This is a genomic window from Spirochaetota bacterium (assembly GCA_026415295.1).
Taxonomy (GTDB): Bacteria; Spirochaetota; JAAYUW01; order JAAYUW01; family JAOAHJ01; genus JAOAHJ01.
This window is the reverse complement of the sequence record JAOAHJ010000012.1, coordinates 1-17,315: the sequence shown is the minus strand read 5'-3', so window position 1 is coordinate 17,315 and position 17,315 is coordinate 1. Positions and strand designations below refer to the sequence as shown.

Annotated in this window: 14 protein-coding genes; 9 read left to right on the top strand and 5 right to left on the bottom strand. The window is 24.1% G+C overall.

What is annotated here, in order from left to right:
- The first annotated feature begins 28 nt into the window (after window positions 1–28).
- From sppA to N3A58_03375, 3 genes are all read left to right on the top strand, one after another.
- A complete protein-coding gene (sppA, locus tag N3A58_03385) occupies window positions 29–1,702 on the top strand; it encodes a signal peptide peptidase SppA (protein ID MCX8058443.1) in 1,674 nt (557 codons plus the stop codon).
- A 44-nt stretch (window positions 1,703–1,746) separates the two neighbouring features.
- A complete protein-coding gene (locus N3A58_03380; protein ID MCX8058442.1) occupies window positions 1,747–2,214 on the top strand; it encodes a dCMP deaminase family protein in 468 nt (155 codons plus the stop codon).
- Between the two features lie 210 nt (window positions 2,215–2,424).
- The gene (locus tag N3A58_03375) at window positions 2,425–3,522 is read left to right on the top strand and encodes a flavodoxin-dependent (E)-4-hydroxy-3-methylbut-2-enyl-diphosphate synthase (protein ID MCX8058441.1); all 1,098 of its coding nucleotides are present in this window, start codon (window positions 2,425–2,427) and stop codon (window positions 3,520–3,522) included.
- A gap of 8 nt (window positions 3,523–3,530) precedes the next feature.
- Here N3A58_03375 and N3A58_03370 read toward each other — a convergent pair whose 3' ends face one another.
- On the bottom strand, window positions 3,531–3,947 hold the full coding sequence (locus tag N3A58_03370) for a hypothetical protein (GenBank protein MCX8058440.1): 417 nt from the start codon (window positions 3,945–3,947) through the stop codon (window positions 3,531–3,533).
- Window positions 3,948–4,013: 66 nt separating this feature from the next.
- Window positions 4,014–4,583, bottom strand: a complete 570-nt coding sequence (locus tag N3A58_03365; protein MCX8058439.1) for a DOMON domain-containing protein — start codon at window positions 4,581–4,583, stop codon at window positions 4,014–4,016.
- Window positions 4,584–4,888: 305 nt separating this feature from the next.
- Here N3A58_03365 and argF point away from each other — a divergent pair, with 305 nt between their 5' ends.
- The 3 genes from argF to N3A58_03350 all read left to right on the top strand — a co-directional run bounded on the left by argF (window position 4,889) and on the right by N3A58_03350 (window position 8,349).
- Entirely contained in the window at window positions 4,889–5,878 is a 990-nt protein-coding gene (gene argF / locus N3A58_03360; GenBank protein MCX8058438.1) for an ornithine carbamoyltransferase, read from the top strand.
- 200 nt (window positions 5,879–6,078) lie between these two features.
- Window positions 6,079–7,263 (top strand): TraB/GumN family protein, encoded by a 1,185-nt coding sequence (locus N3A58_03355; protein MCX8058437.1) that lies wholly within the window; start codon window positions 6,079–6,081, stop codon window positions 7,261–7,263.
- Window positions 7,264–7,335: 72 nt separating this feature from the next.
- Complete coding sequence (locus N3A58_03350) at window positions 7,336–8,349, top strand: HD domain-containing protein (GenBank protein ID MCX8058436.1); 1,014 nt, start codon at window positions 7,336–7,338, stop codon at window positions 8,347–8,349.
- 7 nt (window positions 8,350–8,356) lie between these two features.
- Here N3A58_03350 and N3A58_03345 read toward each other — a convergent pair whose 3' ends face one another.
- From N3A58_03345 to N3A58_03335, 3 genes are all read right to left on the bottom strand, one after another.
- Entirely contained in the window at window positions 8,357–9,247 is an 891-nt protein-coding gene (locus N3A58_03345) for a hypothetical protein (GenBank protein ID MCX8058435.1), read from the bottom strand.
- 69 nt (window positions 9,248–9,316) lie between these two features.
- Window positions 9,317–10,318 carry an NAD-dependent epimerase/dehydratase family protein gene (locus N3A58_03340; GenBank protein ID MCX8058434.1) on the bottom strand — a complete coding sequence of 334 codons (1,002 nt, stop codon included), beginning with the start codon at window positions 10,316–10,318 and terminating at the stop codon, window positions 9,317–9,319.
- 246 nt (window positions 10,319–10,564) lie between these two features.
- The gene (locus N3A58_03335) at window positions 10,565–11,140 is read right to left on the bottom strand and encodes a TetR/AcrR family transcriptional regulator (protein ID MCX8058433.1); all 576 of its coding nucleotides are present in this window, start codon (window positions 11,138–11,140) and stop codon (window positions 10,565–10,567) included.
- A gap of 245 nt (window positions 11,141–11,385) precedes the next feature.
- Between N3A58_03335 and rlmN the strand changes: the two genes are divergently transcribed.
- The 3 genes from rlmN to N3A58_03320 all read left to right on the top strand — a co-directional run.
- Entirely contained in the window at window positions 11,386–12,594 is a 1,209-nt protein-coding gene (gene rlmN / locus N3A58_03330; protein ID MCX8058432.1) for a 23S rRNA (adenine(2503)-C(2))-methyltransferase RlmN, read from the top strand.
- A 323-nt stretch (window positions 12,595–12,917) separates the two neighbouring features.
- Complete coding sequence (locus tag N3A58_03325) at window positions 12,918–16,109, top strand: helicase-related protein (GenBank protein ID MCX8058431.1); 3,192 nt, start codon at window positions 12,918–12,920, stop codon at window positions 16,107–16,109.
- Window positions 16,110–16,138: 29 nt separating this feature from the next.
- The coding region (locus N3A58_03320) for a class I SAM-dependent DNA methyltransferase (protein ID MCX8058430.1) at window positions 16,139–17,315 on the top strand (1,177 nt) is incomplete at its 3' end.

Below are 17,315 nucleotides of genomic sequence, written 5' to 3'. Positions count from 1 at the left end.
ATATAATTAAAAATAAAAGGAGTTAGAAATGGAATTTTATTATACAATAAATTTAAAAGGTGAATTTAATGAAACAGGTGCAATATTCAAACAGATCCCATTTGTTGAAAATGAACCAAATTTTTTATTTGATGAGTTTATTTTGCTTTGTGAAAATTTGATTAAAAATAAAAAAATCAAAAATATTATTATAAAGCAAGATGAATCTTTTTTCGCAAAACCTGGTGAAATTGAACAAATAGCGAAATTATTGAAGAGATTAAGAAATGAAGGTAAAAAATTGATCTATTTTTCAAAAATATATAATCTTAAATCTTTATATCTTTCATCATTTTGTGATGAGAGAATTATTCCAGAACTTGGAATGCTTGATTTTAGTGGATTAAAGTTTGATTTTGATTTTTTTAAGAGAACTTTGGATAAGCTTAATATAAGTGTTGAAGTTTATAGAAGAGGTAAATATAAAGGTGCTGCTGATAGATTTAGAATTGACTCAATAGATGATGCTCAAAAGGAAGCTTTTGGAAGAATTCTAGATATTATTTATGAAACATTTAAGAAAGATATAACTGAAAACTTAAAAATATCAGAGTCCTTTTATGAAAATGAAGTTTTCGGAAAAATATTATTTCCAGAAAAAGCTAAGGAAATTGGTCTTATAACTAGTATTAAAAATTTTGAAACGATAGAGGAGGATTTTAAGAATAATAAAATAATGAAATTGAAAAAAATCCAAAAAATAAAATCTTTTGGTAAAGGTAAAAAAATATCAATTCTTATTTTTGAAGGTGGTATTAAAGATGGTAAAAATTCTAAAAATTTTATTCTTGGTAAACAGATAGGGGATGAATATTTTATTAAACATATTGAAAAATTGAGAAAAAATAAGAAAATAAAAGGAGTTATATTAAAGGTTAATTCTCCTGGTGGTTCTGCCTTAGCATCTGATGCTATAGCAGAATCTTTAAATAGGCTAAAAAAAGAAAAACCTTTAGTAGTTGTACAATCAGGTGTTGCAGGTTCTGGTGGTTATTTTATTTCTTTTCCTGGGGAAAGAATTTTTACTCAAAGAACTACTATAACTGGATCAATTGGTGTTATTAATATGGCTTTTAATATGAAAGGGTTTTATGATAAAATTGGAGTTACGAGATCTGTATTAAAGAAAGGTGAATTTGCTGATATTAATTCAACTTTTAGAGAAAGAACACCTGAAGAAAAACAAATTATAGATGGATTTATTGAAGATATATATCAAAAATTTATTTCAAAAGTTGCTCAAGCTAGAGCAAAGTCAAAAGAAGATATTGATAAAATAGGACAGGGTAGGATATGGGCTGGTGTAGATGGAATAAATATAGGTATAACTGATGAAATAGGTGATATTTATAGTGCAATTGAATATTTAAAAACTAAACTAAAAGTTAAGAATTTGAATGTCTCCTTTGCTATAAAACCAAAAGTAAACATATTAAATAAAATTTTAACCGGTGGATCAAAGGAAGAACAGGAATCAATAAAATTAAATATAATTGGTAATTTAATTAATAATATTTTTTTGAAATATTATTATAAGAAAGATAGAGAAAATCTTAATTTTATAGAAAAAATTTCTATTAAAGATCATTTTATTGATCTTATAAATGTTAAGGCATATTTATTAACTCCTGAGATTTTTTTTAATAATTTTACAATTAAATAGCTAATTAAATCTAAAAACAAGCTAAAGAAAGATTTTTTATAAATATGGGAAATAACTATTATAGGCCATCATGGGATGAATATTTTCTTTCAATTGCAAAAGCAGTTTCTTCAAGATCAACTTGTTTTAGAAATAAGGTTGGTGCAGTTATTGTAAAAAATAAAGAGATAGTATCAACAGGTTATAATGGAGCTCCAACTTATCAAAAAAATTGCCTTGAAATAGGCAATTGTTATAGAAATGTAAATAATATTGAGTCTGGTACACAACTTGAAAGATGTAGAGCTGTGGGATCTCATGCTGAAAGTAATGCAGTTGTTCTTGCTGCAAAAAATGGTCACTCTACAAATGGAGCAACTATTTATATTGTTGGGCATAAGATGATATGTAATCAGTGTAAAGCTATAATTGCAAATGCTGGGATCATCAGAGTTGTTTTACAAAATCAAGATGGATCGATTATGGAATTTACTCCAGAAAAAGATTGGAAAATTCATCCCATTGATGAATAAAAACATATATAATAAGAAGCTAGTAGATAAAAAATTCGATTACTTTACCTTTTAATACATTTACTTTTTAATATTTTTTATTATTTAATGAACTGATTTTTTATATCTTTTATATTTTTTTTTATTTTATTTTATTGTATTTGCTTTTTTTATATTTTTTTTATTTTTATATTTTTGATTTATATATTATTTTTTATTTGTGAATAATTTATGGAAAGGAATAAAGTTAAATTAAGTGATAAAATAATTTTTGGTGATGAAAATATTTATATTCAAACAATGTTGAATCAAAAGTATGATAACATTTTAAAATTGGAGAACCAAATTGAACTTATAAAGAAAACTCCATGTGAGATAGTAAGATTATCTGCAAGAAATAAAGAAGAAATAAAATATATTAAAGAATTAAAAGACAAATATGAGGATGATGATTTTGTTTTTGTAGCAGATACTCATTTTAACTATGATGTAACAAAAGAAGCTATTAGAGCAGGTATTAGAAAAGTAAGAATAAACCCTGGAAATATGCCTAAAGATAAATTGAAAGAGATTATTTCTATTGCTAAAGATTATGGGACTGTTTTTAGATTAGGGGTCAATGGTGGTTCTGTTGAATCAAAACTTGGCAAGGTATACAACGAAGATAATGTTATTGATCTTTTGTATGAATTTATAGAACCATTTGAAAAAGAAGGATTTTATAATCTAGTTTTATCGGCTAAATTTTCTGATTTTAAATTTTCAATAGATGTGAATAAAAAAATTTATAATAATTTTAAGTATCCTCTTCATATAGGAGTAACAGAAGCAGGAGATCTAATAAGTTCTACTATCAAACATACTCTGTTTTTTGAAAAGCTTTTGCTTAATAATATTGGTAATACAATCAGGGTATCGATATCTGATGACCCTATAAAAGAAATTGAAGTTGCAAATGATATATTAAAAATATTAGGCTTAAAGTATGGTATAGAGTTAATTTCTTGCCCAACATGTGGTAGAACATGGGGTGATTTAATAAAATTGGTAAAAGTTTTTAAAAAGAGTATTCTTTCATTTGAAAAAATTTATAATTTAAATAGTATTTTAAGTAAAACTTATAAAAGAAATATTAAATTAGCAATAATGGGATGTGAAGTTAACGGTCCTGGAGAAGCAAAAGATGCAGATATTGGTTTAGCTTTAATGAAAAATGGAATACTATTGTTTAATAAAGGCAATAAAATAAAAATAATAAGAAACAAAAAAACAGATTATATAAAAAAGGAAATTTTTTCTTATTTGTTTGATTTTATAAAAGCTTGTTAAATTTACAATTAAAAAATCTTACTTAATCCAATGAATAAATTCAAAAAAACAATAATAATAACAAAAATTCCTGCTTTTTTATGGATGAACCTAAATGCTTTATTTATATTAAATTTTGAAAGTTTCTTGTTTAATAAATTATTAGTTATAATAAAGCCAAAAGTTGACTGGATAAGCATTAAAATAAATGCAGTTAACCCTAATATTCCATGAATATTACTAAAATGTTTCATACCAGATATAGAAACAATGTAAAATCCAAATGAAAAGCCAATTATTAATAATAAAATTTTAATTTGATTTAATAATTTGTGTATATTTAACCACCAATTTTTCTTTCTTAAAAATTTTGCTATAAGTCCAGCTATAAATGATAAAAGAAAAACTGAACTCATTAAAAATAAATGGATATGTATCAATCTCATATTTTTTACCTGCTTTGTGTTTTTTTATAATTATCTTTTATTATACAGTTTTGCAATTATTTTATGTTATTTTATGTTAATTAATCCGCTACCTCTTTTTGTATGTTTTGAATTTATATCATTTGAATTTGAATAAGCCCAAATTAGCTTTATATCCTTTCCTTTTGTAATAATTTTATCAAATTTATCTCCTGTGTTAAGTTTTCTTGAAAATTCGAAATATATTTTATTTTGATCTCTTTTTCCTGAAAAAGCAAGTATATCAAAAGTTCCACCTAAAGAAGTATCATCAGGATGTGGTCCAAAAATCCCTGTTGAATATGTATCATATGCTTTTGTCTCTTTTTCTAAAACCACCCCAAATATCATGTCTGCGTCTTTCATTGCATTTGTAGGGTCAAATCCTATTGATACCCAACCTTTAGCAGTTGATTCAATAGCAAAATAAACAATGTCACCTAAAATTTCAGTGTAAACTAAAAAATTTCCTCCATCAAAAGAAAATTTATTTGAATATTCATTTTGTGTAATCACTCCATCTACATTAATTTTGTTAGTTTGAGTAAAAACTTTTGTTGTTAAAAGGTTAAAAATAATTAAGATAAATAAAATAATTATTATAAAAAATTTTTTCATATTTTCTCCTTAAATTTTTATTCAATGGTAATCTATTTTTTAATTTTAGCTTTTTATTTTTTAAATTGAAAAATTTTAAAAATTAAAAATAATACAATTTAATTATAATATAATAATTTTTAATTTGCAAATAAAAATTTTAAAAAAAATAAAAAAAAATTAAATATAAGTATATATAAAAATAAATAATATATGGTTTCTCAATTTTAATAAAAATTTTTTTTATTATTAAAATTATTCATTAAAATTTGACTTTAAATTTTAATCTTTTATTTTAAGAAAAATAAATTTTTAAAGGAGTATTTATGCCAATTAATTTAAAAGGAAGAAGCCTTCTTTCATTAAAAGATTTTACTCCTGAAGAGATAAGATATCTTTTAGATCTTTCACATGATTTAAAATCCAAAAAAAGAGCTGGAATTAAACAAAACTTACTTGAAGGAAAAAATATTGTTTTACTTTTTGAAAAAACTTCAACCAGAACAAGATGTGCCTTTGAAGTAGCTGCTCTTGATGAAGGTGCCCATGTAACATTTTTAGGTCAAAATGATTCACAAATGGGGAAAAAAGAATCACTCGAAGATACTGCAAAAGTTTTAGGAAGATACTATGATGGCATTGAATTTAGAGGTTTTAAACAAGAAACAGTTGAAATTTTAGCTAAATATTCAGGGGTTCCAGTTTGGAATGGTTTAACTGATATTGATCATCCTACTCAGGTTCTTGCAGATTTAATGACTATAGAGGAACATATTTGTAAACCATTAAATAAAGTTAAAATGGTTTTTGTTGGAGATACAAGAAATAATATGGCATATGCATTGATGTATGGTGCTGCTAAAATGGGAATGCACTATGTTTTACTTGGTCCAACAGAACTAAAACCTGACCAAAAAGTTATTGATGAAATGAAAAAAGTTGCTGAAGAAACTGGAGCAAAAATAGAGTTTACAACTAATCCAGACGAAGCTTTAGCTGGAGCAGATGTTATTTATACAGATGTTTGGGTTTCTATGGGTGAAGAAGATAAGATGGAAGAAAGAGTAAAACTTTTATCAAAATATAGGGTTACTATGGATTTTATTAAAAAGACAAAAAATCCTGATGTTATTTTTATGCATTGTTTGCCATCTTTCCATGATTTTGAAACAAAAGTTGCTCAGGAAGCTAAATCAAGAGGACTTGATATTAGAGAAGTTGAGGATGATGTATTTAGAAGCAAACACTCTGTCGTATTTGATGAAGCAGAGAATAGAATGCATACTATTAAAGCTGTTATGGTTGCAACTTTATAGTTATTTAATTATTTTTTAGCTGAAATTTTTTCATATAAAATTTAAACATAATATATTTTACTTATTAGAGTTGCCTTCTTAAGGCAACTCTTTTTTTATAAAAACCTTATATTGAGAATTTTTTTTTATAAACTATATTAATTTTGGTTACAAAACTGATTTTATTTTTTATTCTTAGAAATTTTATAAGGAAAAATATTATGCAACTTTTTAAAGAAGAAATAATAAATGAAAATGTTGTTAAACTTACAAAAGATGAGAAAGAAATATACCTTGTGGGTACTGCTCATGTTTCAAAAGATAGTGTTAAACAAATAAGAGAAATAATAGAAGAAGTTAATCCAGATACAATTGCTGTAGAACTTTGTGAATCAAGATATAAAAGTATAATTGAAAAAGAAAGGTGGCAAAATCTAGATATTATAAAAGTAATAAAAGAGGGAAAAGGGTTCCTTCTTTTTGCAACATTCATTTTATCTTCTTTTCAAAAAAGAATTGGACTAAAACTTGATTCAATTTCAGGTCAGGATATGATTGAGGGTGTTAATATTGCAAAAGAAAAAGGAATAAATATAGTTCTTGCTGATAGAGATATAAATATTACATTAAAAAGGGTGTGGAGTCTTGCTTCATTTAAAGAAAAGATGATAATACTTGAGACAATTTTTGAGTCAATTTTTGAGAAAGAAAAAATAAATGAAAGTCAAATTAAAGAACTTATGGAAGATGGAGATCTTCTCTCTTCTCTTATGACTGAATTTTCTAAAAATCTTCCATTTATAAAAAAGACATTAATTGATGAAAGAGATCTTTATATTGCTAATAAAATAATAAATTCCGAAGGTAAAAAAATAGTTTGTATTATAGGTAAAGGTCATCTAAGTGGAATTAAGACTCTCCTTGCAAATAGATTTAATTATGATGTTTCAATTGAAACTGTTCCCGAAAAAAAGAATAAAGTAAATATAGCTAGTTACATTGTTCCTCTAATTTTTTTAATAATAATAATTCTTGGATTTATTAAAGGAAAAACAATTGCTTTAAATATGCTTAAATATTGGGTCGTTGCTAATGGGTTTTTTACTTCATTATTTTTAATTCCTATACTTGCAAACCCTTTAACTATCGTTTCTGCATGGGTTGTTTCCCCAATAACTTCTCTTAACCCAACTATTGGGGCTGGAATTGTTTTGGCAATTATTGAAGCTTTTTTTAAAAAACCTAGGGTTAAAGATTTTGAAAATTTAAGTGAGGATATGACAACTTTTAAAGGTTTTATAAAAAACAGAATAACAAAAATCTTGCTTGTTTTTATCATGGGTTCTATTGGATCTTCTATAGGAACTTTTGTAGGTTTACCTTTTATTGTGAGTTTGTTAAAATAAATAATATATAAATCTATTTTATTAGAATTTTTTATTTATCAAATATAATTTTAATATAGATTAATTTTATAGATGCTAATAGATTCATATAAAATTAAAACAGATAATGAGTTTCTGAAAGATTTTTTCAAAAAAAAGGTTAGTATATTTTTTAAGTTTATCTGCAAATATTTCCAAAAAAGAAAAGATCTCATTGTAAATTTGAATAAATATAATAATCAAAATTTGGGGTTTAATTATTTTGTAAATTTTATTTCAAAATCAAGTTTTTTATTTTATGAGGTGATCAATAAAACATTTAGTTTCTATTTTAAATTTAATATACCAATAAATATTATAAATCATAGTATTCAGGTTTCATTAAATTCCTACCTTATTTTACTGCAAGGTATCTTAACTTATAATTTTATATATAGTTACAATAGTAATAAAAATTATAATTTTAGTAAAACTTATATAAGCAATAAAAAAGTATATGAATTAGTTTTTAATTTTGTAAAAATTGATATTAATAATGATAAAATAGACAAAATTAATAATTATAAAAAATTTTTTGAAAATCTATTTTTAAAAATAGTCCAAAATAGAAATGAAGTTTTTCTTTTTTTAAGAAAGTTTTTTTGTGCTGGGTTGCTTCATGATATAGCAAAATATATAGAGATTAAAGATAGAAATGAAAATCATGCAGAAAAAGGATATCAACTTTTGAAAGAATTAGGTTTAAATTTTGAAGCACGAATTTCAAAAGAACATCTTGTTAAAGATTTTGAAATTGGAAATATTTCTATTCCATCAAAAATTATAAATCTTTCTGATAAAATGGTCAAACACTCAAAAATTGTTACAATAGAAGAGAGATTTATTGATTTAATTAATAGATATAATGATTATGCCTCAAAATTTTCAAATAAAAATTTGAAGTTGTACAAAAGTTTTTACAATATAGTAAGTGTTTTTGCTATTTTAAATGAAAAAAAAATTAATAAAATCAAAAAATATAATAATGTTTTATTTAATAAAATTAAAAGAATTTATAATGAGAAAATAATAATTTCGAAAATAAATAAATATTTAAATATATTCTAAAAAGAAATTAAAAACTAAATAAATCAAATCTATAATACCAATTAATATTTTTTATTAAGTTAATTATTTCATTATTTTCTTTAGATGGTATTCTCCATAATGAAGATTCCTTTCCTCCTTTTATAAGGAGTTTACTTATCAAATCAGCTGGTAATTTCCCTTTAAGTATACTAAATATATGATAGATTGGTTTTGTACACCCTAAGTTTCTAAATTCTTGATTTATTTTGTCTATCCAATATTCATAATCTTTTAAGCTAAAATTTTTTAAAAAACTTTCCCCCCATTCTTCAAAATAAGTTTGTGGCATAAATCCATCTACATATTTATCAATAATATTTATATAAATATTTTTTTCAGATGGATTTGAAAAAGTAGTGCAGTATATTTTAAAATTTTCATCTATTATTTTTTCTTTTCTTAGTTTAAGTTTAGTAAGGTAAAATTCATTAAAAAGTTTTTCTGTATAGGTTTCTTGATTCTCAAATTCATCTTCAATATCAATAACATATCCTTTATAACCATTTTTGGCAGCAAAATAAAGATTTTTAGCCTGGTCAGCTTCATTTTTGGGATAATTGTAGGACCAGGCCCAAACTTCAATTCCAAACTTATTATATATATACGATAATTTATTGTCATTTATTTCAGGCCACTCATTTGGGTTATATGAACCATCTCCAACTTTAATATATATTCTTCTAATTCCTAATTTTGATAAAAAATTTGCTAATTCTTCATGGGACTTAAAGGAAGTATCCTCAATAAACCACAACCATATACCAAATTTATTTGGATAATTAATTTTTTCAATTTTATCTGATGAAAATATTAAAAATGAGTGAAAAGAACAAAATAACAAAATAAGTATCAATATTAAAATATTAAGCTTTTTCATTAATTAATTTATTTTAGTTTATATTTTTTATAATTTTAAATTTTTTGTATTTTTTTTATTTAACTTTATTTAGCACATATTTAAATAACTTTTAAACCAAAAAACCATATCTTTTATAGTTTCTTTAATAGGTCTAGGTTTATAATTAATATCTTTTTTTGCTTTTTCATAAGATATATTTGCGTTACTTTGCAATATTTTTATAGATTCTAAAGTAATATTACCAGGTTTTTTAAAAATTAAATAGTAAAGATTTAAAAAAGGAACAATTAGATACAAAATCCAAATTGGTAAAGTAATTTTTGGTCTTCTTTTACCAGAGTATTCTGAAAAGTATTCGATAATTTTAGGTATTTTAATTGTTTCACCACCTAAAATGTAAACTTCTCCTCTTTTCCCTTTTTCCGAAAGTAAAATTAGAGCTTCAGCAACATCTCTTACATCTACAAAATTGTATTCTCCTGTTATGTTGAAAGGAATTTTAGAATTTACAAAGTCGAGAAAAAATTTTCCCATCCTTGATATTTTAAAATCATAAGGGCCAATGATTCCTGTTGGGCATGCTATAACTGCATCAATGTAATCTTTTGCTTTTTCTTTTACGTATAAAGTAGCTTTTGCTTTAGATTTTCCATAGTCTCCAATAGCAAGTTCTGGGGAAATAGGAGTATTTTCATCAATAACTTGGCCAATAGGAATATCTTGAAAAGCATGTATTGAAGAAACATAAACAAGTCTTTTAACATTGCAAATTTTACAAGCATCAACTACATTTTCTACTCCTTTAATATTAATTGATTCCAAAATTCTTTTTTCCCCAGGAATTATACTAATATAACTTGCTAAATGGTAAACTATGTCACAGTTATCAAAAGCTTTAATAAGGGAATTTTTGTCTCTTACATCCCCATAAACAATGTCAACATCCAAATCTTTAATGTGATCAATAGAATCTGTTGGAAAAACTAAAACTCTAATTTTTTCTTTTTCATTTTGCATTGAGTTTTTTTCAATTAATTTTCTAATAAGAACATTTCCAAGATGACCAGTTCCACCAGTTATACAAACCATAATTTACCTCCTTAATTTTTTATTAATAAAAAGTTTTATTTATGTTTTTAAGTAAAAATCATAAAACTAATTATTTTTTAAATAAATAAGTGATTACTCACTCATTTTATTTTTTAAAAAAAATAAAAATAATTTAATTATTCAAATTAAATAAAATTTATATTAAAAAAATTTATTAATAAAATTTATATTATTAAACTTCATATTGTTAAGCTTTATACTTTATATTAATAAACATTCACAACTTTATATTTCAAGTAGTGAATAAATGAAATCTACAATTATTCTATAATCAAATTCTTCTATTAAATTTTTATTACTTATTGTCCATTTTTTCCATGAAATATCCCCTAAACCCCATAAAAAGAGAATAATCAATTTTATTTTCTCCTTTTCAATTTTTTTATTAGTTAATTCTTTAATTTGTGTTATTTTTTCATAGATATAGCTTATACTTTTATCAAATATCAATGAAAGCTTTTCTTTAATTTTATCATCATCAACTTCTGAAAATGATTTATAAAGTACATTATAATTATTGAAGAAGAATTCATTATTTATTAAAAAATTATTAGCTAAGTTTTCTAAATTTTCCTTAAGAGATCTTTCTTTATCTATAATATCAATAAAAAAGTTAAGTAGATTGTTTGAGACTTTCTCTATTGCTTCGATAAAAATCTCCTTTTTAGAATTGAAATATATATATATAGTGCCTTCAGCAATATTTAGCTTTTTTGCTATAATGGAAGTTTTCATATTATGATAATTTGATTCTTTTAGTATCTCGATTGCAGTATCAATAATTAAATCTTTTTTATTCATTAGTTTATTAACCTTTAAATTTTGAATTTATTAAATACTTTAAATTTTGTAAAAAATTGAAATAAAAAAATTAAAAAGTAGAAAATCATAAAGTGAATGATTACTCACTCACCTAAATAAAAATAATACAAAAATTATTTAAAATCAACTAAAATTTATTTTTATTTTTTTCTTAGTTTTATTTTTTTATTATCTGATATATTTATTGTAAATATATTAAAAAATTTATTTAGAAGGCATTATATATGCTCTTTTTTTTATTGGATTTTTTTTCAGAATTATTTGAAAACCAAGTTATACAAGATAGTTCTAATAATTATAAATACTTAAAAAATATATTAAATGATAAAGCTAAATATAAAGAAAAATATATTAATCATAATTCAAATAGTTCAAATAATTCAAAAATTGAAAATTGTAATATAGAATTAAGTGATTACAAACTAAATTTTGATAATAATTATAGATATAAGCAAATTCATAATTGGATTTTTGATAAATATGAAGACAAATTTTCTAATATGAGTAATTTATCAAAACAAATAAGAGAAAGTTTAATATCGAAATATAAAAAAACATATTCTATCGAGTTAATAGAGATACTAGAAGAGAAAAACACAGAAACTATAAAATTAAAACTAAAAACATTTGACAGTTTTATTATCGAGGAGGTTATATTAAAAGATTATGATAGATTTACATTATGTGTTTCATCACAAATAGGGTGTCCTGTAGGATGTAAGTTTTGTGCAACTGGGAACTGTGGTTTTCAAAGAAATTTGACATTTTTTGAAATAATAGAGCAGGTTCTATTAGCAGGAAATGTTATAATAAATAAATTTAATCTTAATAAAAAAACAAAACCTATAGATAATATTGTTTTTATGGGAATGGGAGAACCTCTTTTGAATTTAAACAATGTTTTTGCAGCAATTGAAATATTAAATAGCAATGAATTTTTTAATATATCTTCAAGAAAAATTACTATATCAACCTGTGGAATAGAAAATAAACTTGATGAACTTTTTGAGTTTCATATTCCAGTCAGGATTTCATTTTCTTTGCATAGCACTATTGAACAAACAAGAAAAAAAATTATTCCTATAAGTAGTAATCTTGAAAATATTATTAAAAAATTCGAAGAATATTACAATAGAACCAAAAATAGAGTTACTATTGAGTATACTTTAATTAAAGGAATTAATGATACAGAGGAGGAGATAAAAAATCTTATAAATATTTCAAAAAGATTAGGTAACTTTGTTAATTTAATAGAATATAATACTGTAGATGGTATAGATTTTAAGGCAACAGATAGAGAAAAAATAAATAATATTAGAGAAGTTTTAGAAAAGAATGGAATAAATGTAGCAATAAGGTTTAGAAGAGGTAGAGAAATAAAAGGTGCATGTGGGCAACTTCTCTATGAAAAAGAAAATAAATGTATAAAATAATTTTTGGAGGAAATAAATATGAAAAATGAAAAACTATCTAAGTTTTTAAAAATTGTCTTCAAGATTGTAGTCCTTTTTTTTTGCAAAAATTCTTTCAAAAGAGAATAATTGCAAACATTTAATTTTTAAAAATAGTGGGCACATGGTTTTACTTGATAATGGAGGTGAGGAAGCGAAAAGAACTATTTTAGAGTTTATAAACAGTCATTAAAAATTTTAAAAGAGTAAAAATCAATAAATTTTTAAAAATTTTTTAAAAAAATTTTACAATTCGACAATATTTGACAGTTTTTTAGTGTATCTTTATTTAAAAGGATATTATTATGAGTGGTGATATTAGGTCGTCATTGGATTTAACTTTTATAACAAATGAAGATGGAAAGACTTTAAAAAATAGGTTTGAACAGATTATAAAAGGTTCCAGATTTTTTGACTGTCTTGTTGGATACTTTTATACAAGTGGATTCTATTATATTCAAAATGCTTTAGAAAATACTGAAAAGATTAGAATATTAGTTGGTATTCAAACAAATAAAGATGTATTTGATCTTCTATCTCATGCTGAAACAAAAGATGAATTTGAAAATTCTGTTGTAAGCGAAATGGTAGAATCTGAAGATAATTTTAATGTAGAGGAAGGGGTAATAAAATTTATCGAATGGATAAAATCAGGTAAATTACAAATTAGAGCATACCCCTCTAAAAATATTCATGCTAAACTCTATATCATAACTTTTGCTGAAGGCGATAGAGATATAGGTAGAGTAATAACTGGTTCAAGTAATTTTACAAAATCAGGATTAATTGATAATCTTGAGTTTAATGTTGAACTTAAAAATAGATCAGATTATGAGTTTGCAAAAAGTAAATTTGAAGAGTTATGGAAAGAAAGTGTAGATGTAAGTGAAACATATGTAGAAACAATTGAAAAAAGAACTTGGTTAAATCAAAATATAACACCTTATCAATTGTATTTAAAATTTTTATATGAGTACTTTAAAGACCAGTTAAATATATCAGAAGAACTATATTTAAAATTTGTGCCACAAAACTTTAAAAAATTTAAATATCAAGAACAAGCTGTATTAAATGCCAAAAAAATTATTGATCAATATGGAGGTTGTTTTATTTCTGATGTTGTAGGTCTTGGCAAAACATATATGGGAGCACTTCTTGCAAGTCAATTAGATGGTAGAACAATTGTAATAGCACCACCTGCTCTTCTTAAGAAAAGTAATCCTGGTTCATGGCCAAATGTTTTTGCAGATTTTGGAATATATGCAGATTATGTATCAATTGGAAAGCTTGAAGATGCTAAAGAGCTTCTTGAAAATAGGGAATATTCAAACATTATCATTGATGAGTCTCACCATTTTAGAAATGAAAATACTAATAGATATGAAGATATAACAGAGATATGTAGAGGTAAAAGAGTGATACTTGTTTCTGCAACTCCTTACAATAATTCACCTATAGATATTTTTAATCAAATTAAATTATTTCAACCACCAAGAAATAGTAATATTCCAGGTATCCCAAATATTGAGGATTTTTTCAAGGGAATGAATAATAGATTAAAAAAATATAATAGATCCAAAGATTATGATAAGTATCTTGAAGTAGTAAAAAACAACGCATATGAAATAAGAGAAAAAATATTAAAATACATTATGGTAAGAAGAACAAGGGGTGAAATTGAAAAATATTTTGCTGAAGATTTGAAAAAAAATAATATAGGATTTCCAGAAGTTGAGAAACCTATACCGATTTTTTATCAATTAAATTATGAAGAAGACAAGATCTTTATGAATACTGTTAAATTAATAACTCAAGATTTTAAATATTCTCGTTATACACCATTAATTTATCTTAATAAACATATAGATGTTTTACTTGAACAGTCCCAGATAAATATGGGTGGATTCATGAAGATTTTATTGGTTAAAAGGTTAGAATCAAGTTTTTATGCTTTTAGAAAGAGTATAGATAGATTTATAAATTCTTATAAAATGTTTATAAAAGCTTATGAAAATGGATATGTCTTTATAAGCCAAAAGTATTTAGACGATATCTATCAGTATTTAGAAGAAGGGAATGATGAAGAAATTCAAAAACTTATTGATGATGAAAAAGCTGAAAGATATGATGCTAAAGATTTCAGAGAAGATTTTTTAACTGATTTGAAACATGATTTGGAAATTCTAGAGACTATAAAATCTATGTGGGAAACAGTAAAAAGAGATCCCAAACTTGATACTTTTATAAAGAATTTAAAAAATAATGAACTTCTTAAAAAGAACAAATTGGTTTTATTTACAGAATCAAAAGAAACAGCAGAATATTTAACAAAAAATATAAATAGTACTTTTGGGGAAATAGCATTAATGTTTCATGGTGAATCTTCAGAAGAAGTAAGAGATAAAGTTATAGAAAACTTTGATGCTCGTGCAAAAAATAAAAAGGATGATTATAGAATTCTTATATCAACTGATGTATTGTCTGAAGGAGTAAATTTACATCGGTCAAATGTTATTATTAATTATGATATACCTTGGAATCCAACAAGAATAATGCAAAGAATAGGTAGAATAAATCGTATAGATACTCCTTTTGATAAAATATTTACATTCAACTTTTTTCCAACTACTCAGGCAGATTCTGAAATTGAACTTACATATATTGCTCGTTCTAAAATAGAGTCTTTTTTAACTTTACTTGGGGGTGACTCTGCAATATTAACTGAAGGAGAACCTGTATCTTCTCATGAGTTATTTGATAAAATTATGTCAACTCAGGATACAAATGAAACTGAGGAAATTGAAAATAGTGAAATTAAGTACTTAAAAATTATTGAAGAAATTAGAGACAAAAACCCTGAACTTTTTAATCAAATAAAACTACTTCCTAAAAAAGCTCGTTCTGCAAAAAAAGCAAATGATAAAATTAAAGATGTTATACATTCAGATACTTTAGTAACATTTTTTAGGAAAGGTAAATTAATGAAATTTTTCTTAACAAATGATAAGGAAACTGTTGAGCTTGATTTTGTAAATACTGCTAAAATACTTGAAAGTAGTTATAATGAAACTAGAGAAAAGATACCTCTTCAAAATTATTATGAATTTCTGGATAAAAATAAAACAGCCTTTTTTAATTCTACTGTTGATGAAATAGTTGAATTGAAGGCAAAGCGTAGGAGTGGAAACGAAAAAGAATTGTTAAAAATAGTTAAAGCTTATTTGAGTAATAATAAAAAATTAACTGAAGAACAGGAAAATTATCTTAAAAAGGTTATAAAAGCTCTTGAAGAGGGAATTTTACCTAAGAAAACTATTGATAGGGCATATAATAGTGTTAACAAAATATCTTATGAAGATTTAATAAATAGCTTAAAAATTGTTAATATATTACAAAAAGAAATATCTTTGAAACTTTTAGAAAGTGATTACAATAAAAATAATGATGTATCTAACGAAAAAAGAGAAGTAATTTTATCTTTGTTTGTACATAAATAGCTTTTTAATTATTTTTTGGAGAATTTTTTATGGATAGAAGTCAAGCAAAAAATTTAATAATGGAAACATTTGAAAATAAGTTTAACAAAGTGCAGTTTGTTAAGTTTGTCAAGAATCTGTTGAAATATTATGAAGAGGAAGGAAATTTTGTTTATCAAGGAAATTATATCCCTGATCCATTTAAACCATATATTAGTGTATTAGAGCGAATTGGGAAGTATGTATATAACGACAAAGAGATTGATTTACTAATAGTTTACTTAAAGAAAGAGAGTTCTATTGAAAGAGCAAGAACAATGCAAAGAAATTTTATTGCTTGGTATTTAAATGGAAGTAGAGGTGGAAAACTTAAGGATGCAGCATTAGTAGCTTTTGCATCTCCAGAAATGGAAGATTGGAGATTTTCTCTAGTTAAAATGGATTATTGTTTTGAAAAAACACCTTCTGGAAAGACAAAAGTTAAAGAAGAATTTACACCTGCAAAAAGGTGGTCTTTTCTTGTAGGACCAAATGAAAAAAGTCACACAGCTCAAACTAGATTTTTACCTATTCTTGAAAATGATAGATTAAAACCGACTCTTGAAGACTTAGAAAAAGCTTTTGATATAGAAATTGTGACAGAGGAATTTTTCGAAAAATATAGAAATCTCTTTATAAAAACAAAATTAGAACTTGATAATATAGTTAAAAATAATAATTTGATAAAACAAGAATTTGAAAATAAAAAAATAAATAGTGTTGATTTTGCAAAAAAACTTTTAGGGCAAATTGTATTTCTTTACTTTTTACAAAAAAAAGGTTGGTTTGGTGTAGAAAGGGGAAAAGAGTGGGGAAAAGGTTCAAAGGACTTTATAAGAAAGTTATTTAATGGAGAATTTGGAAAATATCAAAACTTTTATAATGATATTCTTGAACCACTTTTTTATGAGGCATTAAGAACAGATCGAAGTGCTCAGGACTATTACTACAGCAAATTTGAATGTAAAATACCTTTCTTAAATGGTGGACTTTTTGACCCGATAAATAACTTTGATTGGGAAAATACCGATATTCACTTGCCGAACTGGCTTTTCTCGAACACTAACAAAACAAAAGAAGGCGATATTGGTGATGGTATTTTAGATGTTTTTGATAGATACAATTTTACTGTAAATGAAGAAGAGCCTCTTGAAAAAGAAGTTGCTCTCGACCCTGAACTGCTTGGAA